The sequence below is a fragment of the Jeotgalicoccus huakuii genome, from assembly GCF_036665975.1.
GTDB lineage: Bacteria > Bacillota > Bacilli > Staphylococcales > Salinicoccaceae > Jeotgalicoccus > Jeotgalicoccus marinus.
The window spans coordinates 1-17,838 of the sequence record NZ_JAVIYN010000005.1 but is presented as its reverse complement, the minus strand read 5'-3'; the positions used below and the strand labels follow the sequence as shown (position 1 = coordinate 17,838).

The window sequence follows — 17,838 nt, the reverse complement described above, 5'->3', positions numbered from 1 at the left end:
ATGAGAAGATAATTCTTCTCATAGCTTTTTTGTATTGTGGTGAATTTGGTTGTTAACCGATTGGATCCATTGAATTATTATGCCCAAATAAACTGATATAGGATTGAAAAAGCGCCTAAAGCAAAACAGTAGTAAACGAAGATAATCAAATTACCTTTTTCCATCACATTTTGTAACCATTTAACTGCAAAATATGTTGCGATAAGGGTAATAATAAAGGCAATTAAATATGCTAACCATAGTGTATCCATGTTAGGGTCGTTAACGATATCTCCAACGGATATTAAAGCTGTTCCAAGAGATACTGGAATATAAAGAAGAAATGCAAATCTTAATGCGTTTTTCTGGCTAAGACCAACTGCAATGGAACCGACAATTGTTGCACCACTGCGGCTAATTCCAGGTGTTAATGCTATACATTGAGATAGACCAACTATTATAGAATCTTTAATTGTCAGGTCTCCATCCCTCTTATCGCCTCTTTTATTTTTAATAAACCAAAGTGCAATACCTGTTACAAGTAGCATAAGTCCTACGAAGCCAACAGAAATATTATCGCCGATTACATCTTTAAGCAGTAGCCCTGCAACACCAACTGGAATCGTCGCGATAATTAGGCAAATCGTATATTTAAAATCAGTAATTGCATCATCGTCTCTCGCGCCTTTAAATAAATATCTAAACAAATTATTGATGATACTAATGATATCATCTCGATAGATGAACAAGATTGCAATAAGGGAAGCCGTATTTAAAAATATTTCAAAAGAAAGACCTTGTGCTTCGATATTGAATAGCTCCCTGGCAATGACTAAATGACCACTAGATGATACGGGAATTGGTTCTGTAATGCCCTGTAATAAACCAAGAAAAGCATATTTGATAATAGTAATGATTTCCATGAGGTGATCCTCCTTAAAATGTACATCATTTAATATAAGACAAATTGTCTTAAATTGCTATCAATTACTTGATTTAATCTTCTTAAAGTGTATAATTAAGTTATGGTCAAATTTGGTCAAACACTTTAATTTATTGATTAGAGGTGGTTTAAATGGATATAAATAAGATGACAGTTAAAGTTCAACAAATCGTTGAACGTGCTCAAGGTCTGACAGTTGATCTTAAACTTCAGGCAATTGAGCTAGAGTCAATACTAAAAGCAATGCTATTGATTGAAGATAGCATGAGTGCTGACATTCTAGAAAGAGCAAACATCAACATTGACAATATAATTAAAAGTTATGATGAAAAATTAGCAAAATACAATAAGGTAAGTGGCGATAATATAGAATATGGTGTCTATATGTCGCAAGGTTTTTCGCAGTTATATAATGAAGCGGAAAAACTGATTGTTGATATGGAAGATGATTATATCTCCCAGGAACACATATTTCTAGCAGCGCTAAAAATTGATGATATTTTAAGCAATGCTGTAGGTAATAAGGATGAAGTTGTTAAAGAAATAGTGAAGAAAATAAGAGGGGGTAACCACGTGACGAGTCAAAATCCTGAAAATCAATATGAAGTATTAGAAAAATATGGGCGTGACCTTGTTGAAGAAGTCAGAAATGGTAAGGTAGATCCGGTCATTGGTCGTGATGAAGAAATCAGAGATACGATTCGAATTTTAAGTCGTAAGAGAAAAAATAATCCAGTACTAATTGGTGAACCTGGTGTGGGTAAAACGGCAATTGTCGAAGGACTTGCTCAAAGAATTGTACGTAAGGATGTTCCAGATAGTCTCTTAGATAAGACAGTTTTTGAACTCGATCTTACTTCACTAGTTGCGGGTGCGAAATTCCGTGGTGAGTTTGAAGAACGATTAAAAGCTGTGCTTAAAGAAATTAAAGAATCTGAAGGAAGAATTATTCTATTTATTGATGAAATCCACATGCTTGTTGGGGCTGGTAAAACTGATGGTGCAATGGATGCAGGCAATATGCTTAAGCCTATGCTTGCACGAGGTGAGCTACACTGTATTGGGGCAACAACAACAAACGAATATCGTGAGTATATCGAAAAAGACTCTGCCTTAGAAAGACGTTTCCAAAAGGTTCAAGTACCAGAGCCTGATGTAGAGGATACTATTTCAATTCTGCGCGGTCTAAAAGAGCGCTATGAAGTGCACCACGGTGTAAGAATTACAGACCGTGCCCTTGTTGCAGCTGCAGAACTATCAGACCGTTATATTACAGATCGCTTCTTACCAGATAAGGCAATTGACCTCATGGACCAAGCGAGTGCGACGATACGAACAGAGATGGGATCGAACCCAACTGAACTTGATCAGATTAATCGTAAGGTAATGCAACTTGAAATCGAGGAACAAGCTTTAAAAGGAGAAGATGACCAAGTTTCACAAGCGCGTCTATCCGAACTCCAAAAAGAATTAGCGGATATGAAAGAGAGCCAGTCTACACTTCAAAACAAAGTTGAGAAAGAAAAAGAACAAATTCAAAGAGTGAATGACAAACGAGCTGAAGTTGACAAAGTACGTCAGGAATTAGAAGACGCAGAGAACAATTATGAGCTTGAACGTGCGGCAGAACTTAGACATGGTAAATTACCACAGTTAGAAAAAGCACTCGAAGAATATGAACAAGAAATGCAACAAGAAGAATCATCTGACAATAGAATTATTAGAGAAGTTGTGACCGAAGAGGAAATTGGTTTTATCGTGAGCCAATGGACAGGTATTCCGGTTACAAAACTTGTTGAAACTGAAAAGGAAAAACTCTTGAAATTATCGGACATTCTTCATGAACGTGTCGTCGGTCAAGATGAAGCTGTCGATTTAGTTGCTGACGCAGTAATTAGAGCAAGAGCGGGTATTAAAGATCCGAATCGTCCAATCGGGAGCTTCCTATTTTTAGGACCTACGGGTGTCGGTAAAACTGAACTCGCTAAAGCCTTAGCCTCAACAATGTTTGACTCTGAGAAACATATGATCAGAATCGATATGTCTGAGTACATGGAAAAACATTCTGTTTCAAGATTAATCGGTGCACCTCCAGGCTATGTTGGTCATGAAGAGGGTGGACAATTAACTGAAGCGGTTAGACGTCAGCCTTATTCAGTTATCCTCTTAGATGAAGTAGAAAAAGCGCATGCTGATGTCTTTAATATCTTACTTCAACTTTTAGATGAAGGTCGTCTAACAGATTCAAAGGGGCGTATCATTAACTTTAAAAATACTATCATTATTATGACTTCAAATATCGGCTCCCAACATCTACTAGATACAGTTGTACAAGGTGGGGAGTTAACAGATCAAACAAGAGAGATTGTCATGTCAGAAGTGCATAAATACTTTAAACCTGAAATCATCAACCGTATGGATGATATTGTCATGTTCAGTCCATTAACTGAGAAAGACATGGGTGCCATTGTTGACCGTATGATTAGTGATTTAAATACACGCTTAAGAAATCAACACATGGAAATTGAAGTATCTGATGCAGTAAAAACTTGGGTAGCAAAAAGCTCTTATGAACCACAATTTGGTGCACGTCCAATGAAACGGTTTATCCAAAGAAATATTGAAACACCGCTTGCACGTAAGTTGATTGAAGCGGATATGTCAGAGGGGTTAAGAATAAAAGCTGACATAAAAGATGATGAATTAGTATTTAATATCGAAGAAGAATAATTTTATAAAAAACTGGACCATAGATTTTATAATCAATGGTCCAGTTTTTTACTTATTAATGTTTTGTGTCAGCAATCGCTCGGTCAAGTTCACTGACATACTGTTCATACTGACTGTCAGTCCAACTAAAGGTATCAGATAGAAGCTTTTCAATGCCTTGACGATATTGCATGACTTCTTCAATTGCAAAGTACAACTTACCACTACGACGAATGAGAAAATCTGTCGGTTTAACAACCATTTCATGCAGAATACTGTATATTACTTCTGCGTAGAGGGCTTTTGGTAAGCCGTACTTTTCTTCTGAGTCGTTAGTAATACCTGCGTATTGATATACCGTTTCTGCATTAGAACCGTACTTAAGTGCAAGCATATGACCTTCTTCTAAAGTGAGTCCATAGCTTTGTGCTTTTCGACTAATATTGTCTGCAAAGTTATGATAACCGATTGAGCCACCAACGTCTCCACCTGATATCGGTTCATTTTTAGTAGACACTTTAGCAATGTGCATCTTATAATTTTTCTTCAAATAAAGTGATACTTCATCAACAATTTCTTCAGCCATATGACGATAGCCTGTTAATTTGCCACCAGCAATGGTTATCAAGCCACTATTATTGTGCCAAATCTCATCTTTTCTTGAAATATCTGATGCATTCTTACTTGATGATGATTGTATAAGAGGGCGAATACCTGCCCAAGATGATTCGATGTGATCATGTGTTAGGTTGAGTGAAGGGAACATAAAGTTGATGGCTTCAATTAGATAAGCCTTATCTTTAGCATCAGCAACAGGATTCTTCTTATCATCCGTATAAAAAGTATCCGTTGTACCTACATAGGTTTTACCGGATCTTGGGATGGCAAAGATCATTCTGCCATCATTTTCTGTATCAAAGTAGACTGCTTGTGTGAGCGGGAAATCCTCTTGTTTAAAAACGAGGTGTACCCCCTTGGTGTGCACGAGATGTTTTTTTGAAACAGGTTCATCCTTATCATATGCTCTCACTTCATCAACCCATGGACCAGCAGCATTAACGACAGCTTTGGCAAGTATATTATGTGTGATACCGCTTAATTGATCGGTCGTTTTTAATCCTTTAATTGTTTCTTTTTTATAGATGAAGCCATCTGCTTTAAGGTAATTCACTAAATCTGCACCATACTGAGCTGCTTTTTTCATCACTTCTATAGTAAGTCTTGAGTCATCAGTTTTATATTCAACATAATAACCACCACCTTGGAGGGCCTTCTTATTAATATTTGGGACACGTTCTAAAACTTCCTTTTTAGAAAGCATATGACGACGCTCATTTTTTTCTACTTTAGCTAAAGAATCATAAACCTTTAGCCCTATGTTAGTTGTAAATTCACCAAAAGTACCACCTTTTCTAAAAGGCAGTAGCATCCATTCCGGAGTGGTAACATGTGGGCCATTTTCATAGACGATTGCTCTTTCTCTACCAGTCTCTTTAACAACACCAATCTGAAGTTGTTTTAAATATCTTAAACCACCATGAATAAGTTTCGTGCTTCGGCTCGATGTACCTTCAGAGAAGTCTTGCATTTCGACTAAGGCAACTTTTAAACCGCGCATTGTTGCATCCAAAGCAATACCAGCACCAGTGATACCACCACCGATGATGAGTAAATCATATTCTGTTTTAGACATGTGCTCAATTTGGTGTGCTCTTGTCAGTGCGTTTAACATTGTTTCCCTCCTACTAGTTATGTTTAGTTGGTTTTGAACATTTGAGTTGCTTTAATGGCAGTTTGCCAACCACTGTACAATTGATTTCTCTTATTTTCTTCCATCTTCGCTTCAAAAACTGCTTCAGTTTCACTGAGCTCCCTCAGTTTTTCTTGGGATTCAAAAAATCCTGAGGCAAGACCCGCAAGATAAGCAGCACCTAAGGCAGTGGATTCCACAATTTTTGGACGTTCAACCGTCGTATTTAAAATGTCAGCTTGGAACTGCATTAAGAAATTGTTGGCACTTGCACCGCCGTCCACTCTTAAACGATCAATTTTAGTTGCCCCATCAACTTGCATCGCATCAAGGACATCTTTAGTTTGATATGCAACAGCCTCTAGGGTTGCTCGGCTAATATGTGCCTTGGTCGAGCCTCTACTTAAACCAAATATCGCACCTCTTGCCTCTGCGTCCCAGTACGGTGCACCGAGTCCAGTGAATGATGGAACAACGTAGACACCATCAGAAGAGTCAAGTGTCATTGCATAATCTTCACTCTCTTTAGAGTCATGAAAAAATTCTAAACTATCTCTTAGCCATTGAATTGCACTACCTGCAACAAAGATTGAACCTTCAAGTGCATAGGTGATTTTACCATCGACACCAGCTGCAATAGTTGTAAGTAGTCCATTGTCGCTCGTTGTCGGTTCCTCACCTGTATTTAATAAAAGGAAACATCCAGTGCCGTAGGTATTTTTCGCTTCACCTTTGTCAAAACAAGTTTGACCGAATAGGGCGGCTTGTTGGTCACCGGCAATACCAGAGATTGGCACCTCATGACCAAAGAAATGAGATCTCGTTGTATGACCATAAATTTCACTAGAAGATTTTACTTCTGGTAACATTGATTTCGGTACATTAAGTATCGATAAAAGCTCATCATCCCATTGTAGATTATATATATTGTACAAGAGCGTCCGGCTTGCATTAGTGTAATCTGTGACGTGAATATTTCCCTCAGTGAATTTCCAAATTAACCAACTATCAATCGTCCCAAATAATAAATCTCCGTTTTCAGCTTTTTTTCTTGCACCCTCGACATTGTCGAGGATCCATTTTATCTTTGTACCAGAGAAATAAGGATCTATTAATAGACCAGTTTTGTCTTTAATTAATTTTTCATAACCATCGTGCTTTAAGGTGTTACAAATATCCGTTGTTTGTCTTGATTGCCAAACGATCGCATTATATATCGGTAAACCTGTGTGTTTATCCCATACGACAGTTGTTTCTCTTTGGTTTGTAATTCCAATTGAGTCAATCTCATCTGCACCTACATTGTGTTCAATGAGTACACTGCTGATTACGCTTAGGACTGAACTCCAGATTTCATTTGCATTATGTTCGACCCAACCAGAGTGAGGGAAAATCTGTTTGAATTCCCTTTGACTTGAGGCGATGATTTTACCTTGTTGATTGATGAGGACCGCTCTTGTACTCGTCGTACCCTGATCGATTGACATCACATATTTATTCATAGGTTTCCTCCTAATACAAAAAATACTTTTAATATGTGTATACCCAGAAATAAAATGCATAAAAAAACCAGATTTCATGAAGAAATCCGGTTTAATTCTCGTTTCCTGATTGAGTGTCTCTTGACATCTTAGTCAGAATATCTAAAACGAATACAGTTAATGTAATGATCACTGCTAAAATAACACCAATCCAGAAGTTTAATGGACCACCGCCAGCGAGACTGTTAAGTATAAAGTTTACCATCTGAGTAAGTAAAAATGCCCAGAAAAAAGTAATGATGTATCTCATCGTCGAAAAGCCTCCGATAACTCATATTTATAGTATTTATTTTACATGAAAAGTAAAACAAAGTATAGTAGTAAAAATTATTTCTTGAAAACGCTTGCAAAATAGAACGATGTTTTCTAGAATTGGGATAAGTCATTTATACATAACTGCATAATAATAAATTCTGTACAGAAAGTTGTAAATTTTAAGAAAATTTATATTGTCATTTTGTTACAGAATATATACAATAGCTCATATGAAAGATTAACTTTAATAACAAATGGGATTTTGTTAAACAAAGGGAAAGTTAAGGTGATTATAAGTGGGAGAAAATCTTCTAAGTGTTAAGAATTTAACAACATCCTTTAAGATCGATGGTGAATATTACCCAGCGGTGGACGATGTTTCCCTCGACATTAAACCTAATGAGGTTGTGGCCTTGGTAGGGGAGTCGGGATCAGGCAAAAGTGCGACAGCATTTTCATTAATGAAGTTACACCGTGCTGCAAGAATAGAAGGAGAAGTACTTTTTGAAGGCAAAGATCTAATGAAAGTAAAAGAAACTAAGATGAATAGAATCCGTGGTGGGGAATTGGCGATGATCTTCCAGGATCCAATGACAGCCTTAAACCCACTAATGAAAATAAAGCATCAAATTATGGAAACGCTTAAAATTCATAAAACAAAAGACAGAGATGAACGTGAAGCTTATGCTATTGAATTATTAAGTCGTGTGGGTATTCCAAGACCTGAAAGAGTGGGGAATGCTTTCCCTCATGAATTATCTGGTGGAATGAGACAGCGTGTAGTAATTGCCATTGCCATAGCTAACAGACCAAAATTACTCATTGCTGATGAGCCAACAACTGCTTTAGATGTAACGATTCAAGCTCAGATTCTAGATTTGATTAGAGAGTTGCAAGATGATTTGAACTCTGGTGTACTGCTCATTACTCATGACTTAGGTGTTGTTGCTGAGATGGCAGATAGAGTTGCCGTAATGTATGCAGGACAAATTGTAGAAATTGCACCGGTTAAAGAATTGTTTAAAAATCCAAAACATCCATATACTCGTTCACTTCTTAATTCCTTACCAAATGAGGAACTACAAGGATCGAAACTGCATGTTATCGAAGGTGTTGTGCCACCATTAAATAAGATGGAAAGAGATTCATGTCGATTTGCACCAAGAATTCCATGGATTGATGAAAAAGAACATGAACATAATCCTGAACTAAGAGAAATTAGTCCAGGGCATTTCGTACGTTGTACTTGTTATAAGAATTTCTATTTGAAATCTGATGCAACGACAGGTATGGCAATTGAAGCACAACAAATGGCAGAAGCAGATGAGGTGACAGAATGAGTAATTTACTTGAAATTAAAGATCTCAAAGTACATTACCCAATTCGTGGCGGATTCTTTAACACAGTTAAAGACCACGTGAAAGCGGTAGACGGTGTATCACTAAATATTCCAGAAGGGACTACATATGGACTCGTAGGTGAATCCGGTTCAGGTAAGACGACAACTGGTAAAGCAGTCATTGGTCTAAATCACATCACAGAGGGAGAAATTCTCTTTAACGGTAAAACGATCAGTGGAAATGGGAAATCAGTTAAAAATTCTAAAGAGATTCAGATGATTTTTCAGGATCCATACTCATCATTAAATGTTCGTAAAAGGGTATTTGATATTGTTGCAGAACCAATTAAAAATTATCATAAGCGTACTAAAGATGAGTTGATTGCAGAAGTTTTAGGACTGCTTCAAAAAGTAGGTTTACCACCTGGCTCTTTGTACAAGTATCCACATGAGTTTTCCGGTGGGCAAAGACAGAGAATAGGGGTGGCTAGAGCGATCGCATTAAATCCTAAATTGATTATTGCAGACGAGCCAGTTTCAGCACTTGATGTATCAGTTCAAGCCCAAGTTTTAAACTTCATGCAAGACATCCAAGAGGAAATGAACTTGACTATGCTTTTCATCGCCCATGACTTAGGGGTAGTGAGGCATATGTGTCAGCACATCGGGATTATGTATCAAGGGAGATTAGTTGAAGAAGGGACAGCGGAAGAAATCTTCAACAACCCACAACACTTGTATACGAAGCGACTCATCGCTGCGATTCCTGATACAGATGTTGATAAGATTGATGAAAACTTAAATATACGTCAATCAGTTAAAGAACAATACAATGAACATTTCCATGAATATTTAGATGAAGATGGTAGAGCCTTGCCGTTAGTTGATATTACATCGACGCATAAAGCTGCTTTACCTGCAAAGGGGTGACGGGCTGAATGATTAAATTTACAATTCGACGCTTAATTATTTCATTACCGCAAATATTATTATTAAGTATTTTAGTTTTCTTCTTAGGATCATTAATGCCAGGGGATGCATTGAGTGGCCTAATTGATCCAACGGTACCAATTGAACAAATTGAAAGACTTCGTGAACAGATGGGATTAAATAATCCATGGTACATTCAATATAGAGATTGGGTTTTAGCAATGTTACAGGGGGACTTCGGGCAATCATTCTTTAAACAACAGCCTGTTCTAGATGTTATTGGAGATAGAATGATGAATACTATATGGCTCGGACTTTTTTCTTCAGTGCTAATTTACTTGATTGGTATTCCACTTGGCCTAGTGTCTGGTCGTTGGAATGACTCATTATTAGACAGTGCGATTACAGGTTATACTTACTTAGGTTTTGCGACACCGACATTTATTTTCGGTTTAGTGATGCTACTTGTATTTGGCTATACACTTGGTTGGTTCCCAACAGGTGGATCGGTTGGAGTGGGTGTCACACCAGGTACTTTAGAATATGTAATAAGTAAATTCCAACACCTAGTACTACCGAGTTTCTCAATTGCTTTAATCGGTTTAGTCGGAACGGTTCAGTACCTAAGGAGTGGAATTATTGAAACGAAGCAAAAAGACTTCGTAACACTTGCACGTGCTAAAGGTGTTTCCGAAGGTAAAGTATATACGAAACATATCTTTAGAAACTCTATCTTACCAATTGCAGCATTTTTTGGGTACGAAATTACTTCACTATTAGGTGGATCATTATTCATTGAGACCATCTATGGTTATCCAGGTATGGGACGTCTATTCCTAGAGTCAATTTCAATCCGTGACTTCTCAGTCGCGAACGTCTTGATTTTAGTTTTTGGTATGCTATCCATTCTCGGTGCATTACTGTCAGATATTATCTTGAGTATCGTGGATCCACGTATCCGTATTAAGTAAGGAGGGGTGTAAATGTCGAATAATAATAAAGAAAATAAAAATTTAAAGGATGATTCAAAAGCATATGAATTTGATGAAGATATGGATAATAAAGACCACACCCCGACCAAAGCGCGGGACGGCTTTGAGTTTGATGATAATCAACATACTAGTGAATCCAGAGAGCTTGATATGAGCGTCAAAGCTGATCTCCCACACGGCGTTATGGGTCACGGTGCATCAGATATGAAGAATCTACCGAAGAGTAAACCCGGTTGGAGAATTCTATTTGAAGAGGTCATCTCCGACAAATTAGCGTTATTCTCACTGATCATACTTGTGATAATTACATCATATGTTTTTGGTTTAACAATGTTCTTGAACCATTCAGAAATTGTAAAAGTTGACCTATTTGCAATCAATCAGCCACCTAACGACACGTTCAGACTAGGTACAGATTATGGTGGTCGTGATATTTTTGGTCAATTGATTATTGGTACTAGAAACTCACTTGCAATTGGGGCTTTAGTTACTATCTTGAGTGTTGGCTTCGGTATTGTCTACGGCGTTGTATCAGGATATTTTGGTGGTCATATCGATAACGCAATGATGCGTGTTGTTGACTTCTTTATGGTATTACCATTCCTTATGATCATCGTTGTTTTCGTTACAATCGTGCCATCATATGATATTTGGACATTCTCACTCATTATGGCAGCGTTCCTATGGACTGGTACTGCTAGACTGATTCGTTCTGTTGCAATGCAAGAAAGAGAATTGGACTATGTAAATGCATCGAGAACATTAGGAAGTTCACATATTAAGATCATCTTTAAACAGGTGATGCCGAACTTAGTAGGTCTTATCATTGTTAACGGCACATTATCTCTTGCAGCAAATATCGGAATCGAGTCAGGCTTATCATTCATTGGCTTCGGTTTCCCTGAAACGACACCATCATTAGGTACTTTAATGGCTTATGCCATTCAAACACAAACTTTACAGAACAGATGGTGGATTTGGGCACCTGCAGCAATATTAATCTTAGTATTAATGTTGTGTGTAAGAAACATTGGTGAAGCACTTAGACGTGCAGGAGATGCCAGACAGCGTAATGCATAAAAATTTATAAAAATAACACAATTTTCTAAAAATTTCATTGTAAGTATGAGTAATTATGCTAATATGAATATTAAGAAAATTACAAAGGCTTTACATTTACTTCGATACATAAGTTCAGGGTCTGAGCTTTGTATATATATCAACAGAATCAAACAAAGGAGGAAGAACAATGACTAAAATTTCTTGGTCAAGGCTTTTATTCCTCATGATGTTAGCGTTAGTATTAGCGCTTGCAGCATGTGGAGGCGGTTCATCTGAAGAAGAAACTGCTGACGAAGAGTCAGGAGACGATGCATCTTCTGAAGGTGAAACAGCTGAAGGGGGAGGCAAAATCTACAACTATGAAGATTTCCCTAAAACCGTATCTAATACAGGAGAACCATCAGGTGAAGGTACTTTAAACATCGGTTACTCATCTGATACACCATTTGAAGGTACTTTAAACTGGGCATTCTATAATGGTGCACCAGATGCAGATATGATGGCACACTTCGATGAAGCAGTGTTATCTATGGATGCAGATTTCCAATATACTAATGATGGTGCTATCACTTATGAAATAAACGAAGACGACAAAACGGTCACATTTACAGTACGTGATGGTGTTAAGTGGCACGATGGTACTGACTTAACTATCCAAGACTATGTTTCTTCTTATGAAGTAATTGGTCACCCGGATTACGATGGTGTCCGTGGATCTACTGATGGATTTACATTAATTGAAGGCTTTGAAGAGTACAGAGCTGGAGACGCTGAAGAAATTTCAGGTATTGAAATTGTCGATGACAAAACAGCGGTATTCACATATAAAGAACTCGCTCCATCACTAACTGCTGGTGGTTTCTGGGCATATGCATTCCCTACTCATCACTATGAAGGTATTGAAGTAGCAGAGATGCCAGAAGCACCACAAACTCGTGAGAACCCAATCGGTATCGGACCATACAAAGTGGATTCAATCGTATCTGGGGAATCAATCTCAATGTCTAAATTCGAAGATTACTGGCGCGGTGAGCCAGGAGTTGAAACTGTAAACGTACGTGTTATTGCACCGTCTTCAATTGCAAGTGCAGTTGAATCAGGTGAAGTTGATATTGCTAAGAGCTTCCCGACTGACCAGTACCCTGATGTTGCAGAAATGGAAGGGGTAGAATGGTTATCAAATGTTGAGGGATCATACACTTACATCGGATTCAAACTTGGTTCTTGGAATGCTGATGAAGGTAAAGTAGACTACAAGCCAGAGGAAATGAAGATGGGTGACGTAGAATTACGTCGTGCTATGTGGCACGCTATTGATAATGACACAGTTGGAGAACGTTTCTACAACGGCTTACGTTGGAAAGCATCATCTCTAATTACTCCATATCACGCTAACTGGCACGAAGAAATCGAAGTGCCTGGTTATGATCCAGAAGAAGCGAATCGCATCTTGGATGAAGCAGGATACGAAGATACAGACGGTGATGGTTTACGCGAAGATCCAGACGGTGAACCATTAGAAATCAAATTTGCCTCTATGTCTGGTGGAGACATCGCTGAACCATTAGCAAACTACTACATCCAATCTTGGAGAGAAGTTGGCTTAAACGTTGTCTTAACAAATGGTCGTCTAATCGAGTTTAACTCATTCTACGACATGGTTGAAAACGATGACCCAGAAATTGATATCTACCAAGGTGCTTGGGGTGTAGGTTCTGACGTCGATCCATCAGGTTTATATGGACCAACTGCTCCATTTAACTACACTAGATATGAATCTGAAGAATCAACTGCTTTATTAGAACAAGGTAACTCAGAAGAAGCACTTGATACTGAGCGTAGAAAAGAAATTTACAATGAATGGGCTGAGTTAATGGCTCAAGATATTCCTGTAATTCCAACGCTTTACCGTGCGTTTGTTGTACCTGTAAACGAAAGAGTAATCAATTACTCTGAAGATTACGAGTACAATGAGGACCTACTTTGGTACCGTGTTGGTGTTGAAGAAACTGAATAAGGCTTATCGTGCACTCACACATCATTTGATGTGTGAGTGTTTTTTACGTATAAATAAATTGAATCACTTGTCAAAATATGATAAATTAGTACCTAGTAATATAATGAGATTATAAGGTGTGAATATAATGACAAATGTAGGCATTCTCGGCATTGGTTCATATGCACCAGAAAAGGTTTTTACGAACTTTGATTTCGAAAAAATTCTTGATACTTCTGATGAATGGATTAGAGAAATGACAGGTATTGAAGAAAGACGTTTCGCTGAAGACATGGAAACGAGTGAAATGGCTTTTTATGCTGCGAAAAATGCAATTGAGGACTCCGGTGTGGACAAGGACGAAATCGATTTTGTTATCGTTGCGACGTCTACAGGAGAACATAGATTTCCCTCTGTAGCAAATATCTTACAAGAAAAATTAGAACTTAAAAACATACCATCAGTCGACCAGCTTGCAGCTTGCTCTGGATTTATTTATGGTCTAGCGACAGCTGAAATGTTCGTTAAATCAGGAAGATATAAAAAAATCCTTGTTGTAGGTGTTGATAAGCTGACTAAAATCACTGATTTTACAGATCGTTCAACAGCAGTCCTATTCGGTGATGGTGCTGGTGCTGCAGTTGTGGGTGAAGTAGATGAAGGACTTGGTATTAAATCATTTGAACTAGGTAGTAAAGGTTCTGGTGGGAAATACTTATACGGCGACCGTGAGGGTGGCTACATACGAATGAATGGTCGTGAAGTGTTTAAATTCGCGGTACGACAAATGGGTGAGTCGAGTGTGAATGTAACAGAACAGGCTGGTCTGAATAAGGATGATATTGACATGTTAATCCCTCATCAGGCAAATATTCGCATAATGAATGCCGCTAGAGAACGCATGAACCTCCCTTATGATAAAATGAGTGTAACTGTAGATAAATACGGAAATACTTCAGCGGCATCCATTCCACTTAGTATCGATTACGAAGTGAAGAGAAATCGTATTAAGCCAGGGGACAATATCGTACTTGTTGGCTTTGGCGGTGGATTAACTTGGGGAGCAGTATGTTTAACATGGGGTAAAAAGAAGGAGGACTCTTAATGAGTAAAAGAAGGGTTGTTATCACTGGACTTGGTGCAGTAACACCGATAGGGAATACAGCTAAAGAAACTTGGACTAATGCTTTAGCTGGTAAAAATGGTATAGCAGAAATAACGAATATTGATACTGAACAATTCAATGTCAATATTGCTGGTGAAGTAAAGAACCTAAATATAGAAGATTTTATCGATAAAAAAGAAGCACGTCGTATGGATAAGTTTACTCAATTTGCAATTATTGCAGCAGATGAAGCTGTGACAGATTCCGGTTTAGTTATCAATGACGACAATAGTGAACGTGTCGGTGTTTGGATTGGTTCAGGTATTGGGGGGATACAGTCACTTGAAGATGGCTTTATTGCCTTAACAACAAAAGGACCAAGACGCGTAAGCCCGTTCTTCGTACCGATGATGATCCCGGATATGGCAAGTGGACAAGTATCAATTCGTCTAGGTGCAAAAGGGCCTAATGGTGCAACTGTTACGGCATGTGCGACAGGTACAAACTCAATCGGCGACGCATTTAAGTTTATAGAACGTGGTCAAGCTGATGTGATGATTACAGGTGGTTCCGAAGCGCCTATTACAAATATGGGTGTCGCAGGGTTCCAAGCGAACCGCGCTTTATCGTCTTCAAATGATCCTAATTACGCGTCACGTCCATTTTCTAAAGATAGAGATGGCTTTGTAATGGCTGAAGGTTCAGGTGTCATTGTGATTGAAGAATTAGAACATGCAATTGCACGTGGTGCAACAATCTACGCTGAGATTGTTGGTTACGGATCTACAGGAGATGCTCACCATATCACAGCACCAGCACCAAATGGAGAAGGTGGTGCGAGAGCCATGAAGGAAGCACTTAAAGATGCAGGTATTGAACCAAATGAAGTTCAATACATTAATGCACACGGTACAAGTACACCTTATAATGATGAATTTGAAACATTAGCGATCCGTACAGTATTTGAAGAACATGCGGATAATTTACTAATCAGCTCAACTAAGTCAATGACAGGACATATGCTTGGTGGTGCAGGTGGCATGGAAGCTATCATTACGGCGATGAGCCTTAAAGAAGGTAAAGTTCACCCGACAATTAATCTAACGAATCCAGCACCTGAATGTGACTTAAACTATGTTCCAAACACTGCAGTAGAAGCGGACCTTAAGTACGCAGTGTCAAACAGCCTAGGGTTTGGTGGACACAACGCTTCCTTAGTATTCAAAAAGTATGAGGCATAATATTATGGACTGAATCCCTTTTAAGGGGTTCAGTCTTTTTTTGTATCGTAGGTTAATGAGCCCAGCTTCGAAATGAAAACGAAGCACACCTTCCATCATCAATCACAAAAAAAGGCTGGATTAAATATCCAGCCCGCTTCATAAATCCTATTATCTTCTTTTTCTTCCTAGGCCCATGGCACGTTCCATTTTTTCGATCATCTTATCCGCTTTAAAGGCAGCTTTGTCACGGCCTGCATCTAAAATGTTATCTAGTTCTTCACTATTTAAATAGTAGTTATATTTTTCTTGGAAGCCTGTTAAGAATTCCTGGACAACTTCACCTAAATCCTTTTTGAATTCACCATAGCTTGACCCTTCGTATTGAGATTCTAGTGCTTCAATACTGCGGTCAGTTAATGAACTATAAATTGTAAGTAAGTTTGAAATACCGGGCTTGTTTTCTTTATCGTATTTAATTTCACTGCCTGAATCTGTTACTGCAGAACGAATCTTCTTAGCCGCTTGAGCAGGGTCATCTAATAAGGTAATGAATGATTTTTGATTATCATCACTCTTACTCATCTTCTTAGTTGGTTCATTTAGGCTCATAATTCTACCGCCGACCTTAGGTAATTTAATGTCGGGTAGGGTAAAGATATCATTGAATTTTGAATTGAAGCGCTCTGCAACGTTTCTTGTATATTCAATGTGCTGTGTTTGGTCTTCACCAACTGGGACGACATCTGCTTTATATAGTAAAATGTCACCAGCCATTAAAGGTGGATATGTGAGTAGACCGACTGAAATACCGTCACGCTGATTCTGTTTACGTGCCTTATCTTTAAACTGAGTCATTCGTTCTAACTCACCAATATATGATACACATTGTAGCATCCATGCAGCCTTAGCATGGGCTGAGACTTCACTTTGAATGAATAGTGTAATTTTTTCTGGGTCTAATCCACTTGCTAAGTAAATTGCCGCAAGTTTTCTTGAGTTCTCACGAAGTTTTAAGCGATCTTGTGGAACAGTAATAGCATGTTGATCAACAATACAGAAGTAAGAATCATATTGATCTTGTAATTCTACGAATTGTTTATAAGCTCCGATATAGTTACCGATTGTCGGAATTCCACTCGGTTGAACGCCTGAGAATAATGTTTTCATGTCTTCACCTTCATTATTTAGTTAATAATATAATAGTAATACTCTTTTACATCTCTTGCAATTAGTCCACACGATAAAAGTCAATCAAATTACCTATATACTTTGACCATTATTGATGTTACAATAAGTAAGTAAGAGGTAAGCTAAATAAATTAATATTGGTAGGGTTTACAAAAATTAATAAATAATTTTTTAGATTATTACAATATTCTCATTTTATTTTAATGTTCGACCTCTATACTAAGAATTGTCAACAAGAGACGGCAGTACAAGATACATACTTCACTTAAGTTTAGTATCGACTGTTTATGGGTATAGACTCTTGTTAAAATATAAAATTGGAGTGTGAGTTACATGGTAGTATTATTTACTTCTCCAAGTTGTACGTCATGTCGTAAGGCAAAAGCATGGCTCCAGGAAAATGATATTCCTTATACTGAGCGCAATGTATTTTCTGAGCCTTTAACTTTAGACGAAGTTAAATCTATTTTAAGAATGACTGAGTATGGGACTGAAGAAATTATCTCAACTCGCTCTAAAACTTTCCAAAAATTGAATGTAGATATCGATAGCCTCCCAATGAAAGAACTCTATACTTTGATTATGGAAAACCCTGGATTGCTTAGACGTCCAATTATTATGGATGAGAAACGTCTGCAAGTAGGCTACAATGAAGATGAAATTAGAAGATTTTTACCAAGAAGCATTAGAACGCTTCACTTAATTGAAGCGAAACGCTTAGCAGAACTTTAAGAATAATAGATAAGTAATACAATAATTTGATATATGTACAAAGTCCGATTGACCTGTAGATGATTTGCCATCTACAGGTTTTTTCACTTATAAT

General features: G+C 37.8%; 14 protein-coding genes. 9 read left to right on the top strand and 5 right to left on the bottom strand.

From position 1 onward, the window contains the following. Positions 1-77: 77 nt before the first annotated feature. Positions 78-902 (bottom strand): undecaprenyl-diphosphate phosphatase, encoded by an 825-nt coding sequence (locus V6E76_RS03685; protein ID WP_026867399.1) that lies wholly within the window; start codon positions 900-902, stop codon positions 78-80. Positions 903-1,054: 152 nt separating this feature from the next. On the opposite strand from V6E76_RS03685, the gene clpB reads away from it, so the two are divergent. Further along, positions 1,055-3,652, top strand: coding sequence for an ATP-dependent chaperone ClpB (clpB, locus tag V6E76_RS03680; RefSeq protein WP_198687905.1), 2,598 nt, complete (start codon positions 1,055-1,057; stop codon positions 3,650-3,652). A gap of 55 nt (positions 3,653-3,707) precedes the next feature. Here clpB and V6E76_RS03675 read toward each other — a convergent pair whose 3' ends face one another. The 3 genes from V6E76_RS03675 to V6E76_RS03665 all read right to left on the bottom strand — a co-directional run bounded on the left by V6E76_RS03675 (position 3,708) and on the right by V6E76_RS03665 (position 7,172). After that, on the bottom strand, positions 3,708-5,363 hold the full coding sequence (locus V6E76_RS03675; protein ID WP_198687904.1) for a glycerol-3-phosphate dehydrogenase/oxidase: 1,656 nt from the start codon (positions 5,361-5,363) through the stop codon (positions 3,708-3,710). Between the two features lie 23 nt (positions 5,364-5,386). Further along, complete coding sequence (gene glpK / locus V6E76_RS03670; protein WP_198687903.1) at positions 5,387-6,883, bottom strand: glycerol kinase GlpK; 1,497 nt, start codon at positions 6,881-6,883, stop codon at positions 5,387-5,389. Positions 6,884-6,974: 91 nt separating this feature from the next. Then, positions 6,975-7,172: a YjzD family protein gene (locus V6E76_RS03665; protein WP_026867403.1), complete on the bottom strand. Its 198-nt coding sequence runs from the start codon at positions 7,170-7,172 to the stop codon at positions 6,975-6,977. Positions 7,173-7,473: 301 nt separating this feature from the next. On the opposite strand from V6E76_RS03665, the gene V6E76_RS03660 reads away from it, so the two are divergent. The 7 genes from V6E76_RS03660 to fabF all read left to right on the top strand — a co-directional run bounded on the left by V6E76_RS03660 (position 7,474) and on the right by fabF (position 15,842). Continuing rightward, positions 7,474-8,517: an ABC transporter ATP-binding protein gene (locus V6E76_RS03660; protein ID WP_166627209.1), complete on the top strand. Its 1,044-nt coding sequence runs from the start codon at positions 7,474-7,476 to the stop codon at positions 8,515-8,517. Beyond that, complete coding sequence (locus V6E76_RS03655) at positions 8,514-9,446, top strand: ATP-binding cassette domain-containing protein (RefSeq protein WP_026867405.1); 933 nt, start codon at positions 8,514-8,516, stop codon at positions 9,444-9,446. Before V6E76_RS03660 ends, V6E76_RS03655 begins: the two co-directional genes overlap by 4 nt. Before the next feature lie 8 nt (positions 9,447-9,454). Beyond that, positions 9,455-10,417, top strand: a complete 963-nt coding sequence (locus tag V6E76_RS03650) for an ABC transporter permease (RefSeq protein ID WP_166627208.1) — start codon at positions 9,455-9,457, stop codon at positions 10,415-10,417. A gap of 225 nt (positions 10,418-10,642) precedes the next feature. Further along, entirely contained in the window at positions 10,643-11,518 is an 876-nt protein-coding gene (locus V6E76_RS03645) for an ABC transporter permease (RefSeq protein WP_370545417.1), read from the top strand. 169 nt (positions 11,519-11,687) lie between these two features. Continuing rightward, on the top strand, positions 11,688-13,517 hold the full coding sequence (locus V6E76_RS03640; protein ID WP_247350349.1) for an oligopeptide ABC transporter substrate-binding protein: 1,830 nt from the start codon (positions 11,688-11,690) through the stop codon (positions 13,515-13,517). A 127-nt stretch (positions 13,518-13,644) separates the two neighbouring features. Beyond that, the gene (locus V6E76_RS03635) at positions 13,645-14,601 is read left to right on the top strand and encodes a beta-ketoacyl-ACP synthase III (protein WP_026867409.1); all 957 of its coding nucleotides are present in this window, start codon (positions 13,645-13,647) and stop codon (positions 14,599-14,601) included. Further along, entirely contained in the window at positions 14,601-15,842 is a 1,242-nt protein-coding gene (gene fabF / locus V6E76_RS03630) for a beta-ketoacyl-ACP synthase II (RefSeq protein ID WP_026867410.1), read from the top strand. Before V6E76_RS03635 ends, fabF begins: the two co-directional genes overlap by 1 nt. 150 nt (positions 15,843-15,992) lie before the next feature. Here fabF and trpS read toward each other — a convergent pair whose 3' ends face one another. Beyond that, positions 15,993-16,991, bottom strand: coding sequence for a tryptophan--tRNA ligase (gene trpS, locus V6E76_RS03625; RefSeq protein ID WP_026867411.1), 999 nt, complete (start codon positions 16,989-16,991; stop codon positions 15,993-15,995). Between the two features lie 354 nt (positions 16,992-17,345). On the opposite strand from trpS, the gene spxA reads away from it, so the two are divergent. Next, on the top strand, positions 17,346-17,744 hold the full coding sequence (gene spxA, locus V6E76_RS03620) for a transcriptional regulator SpxA (RefSeq protein WP_026867412.1): 399 nt from the start codon (positions 17,346-17,348) through the stop codon (positions 17,742-17,744). The last annotated feature ends 94 nt before the right edge of the window (positions 17,745-17,838 follow it).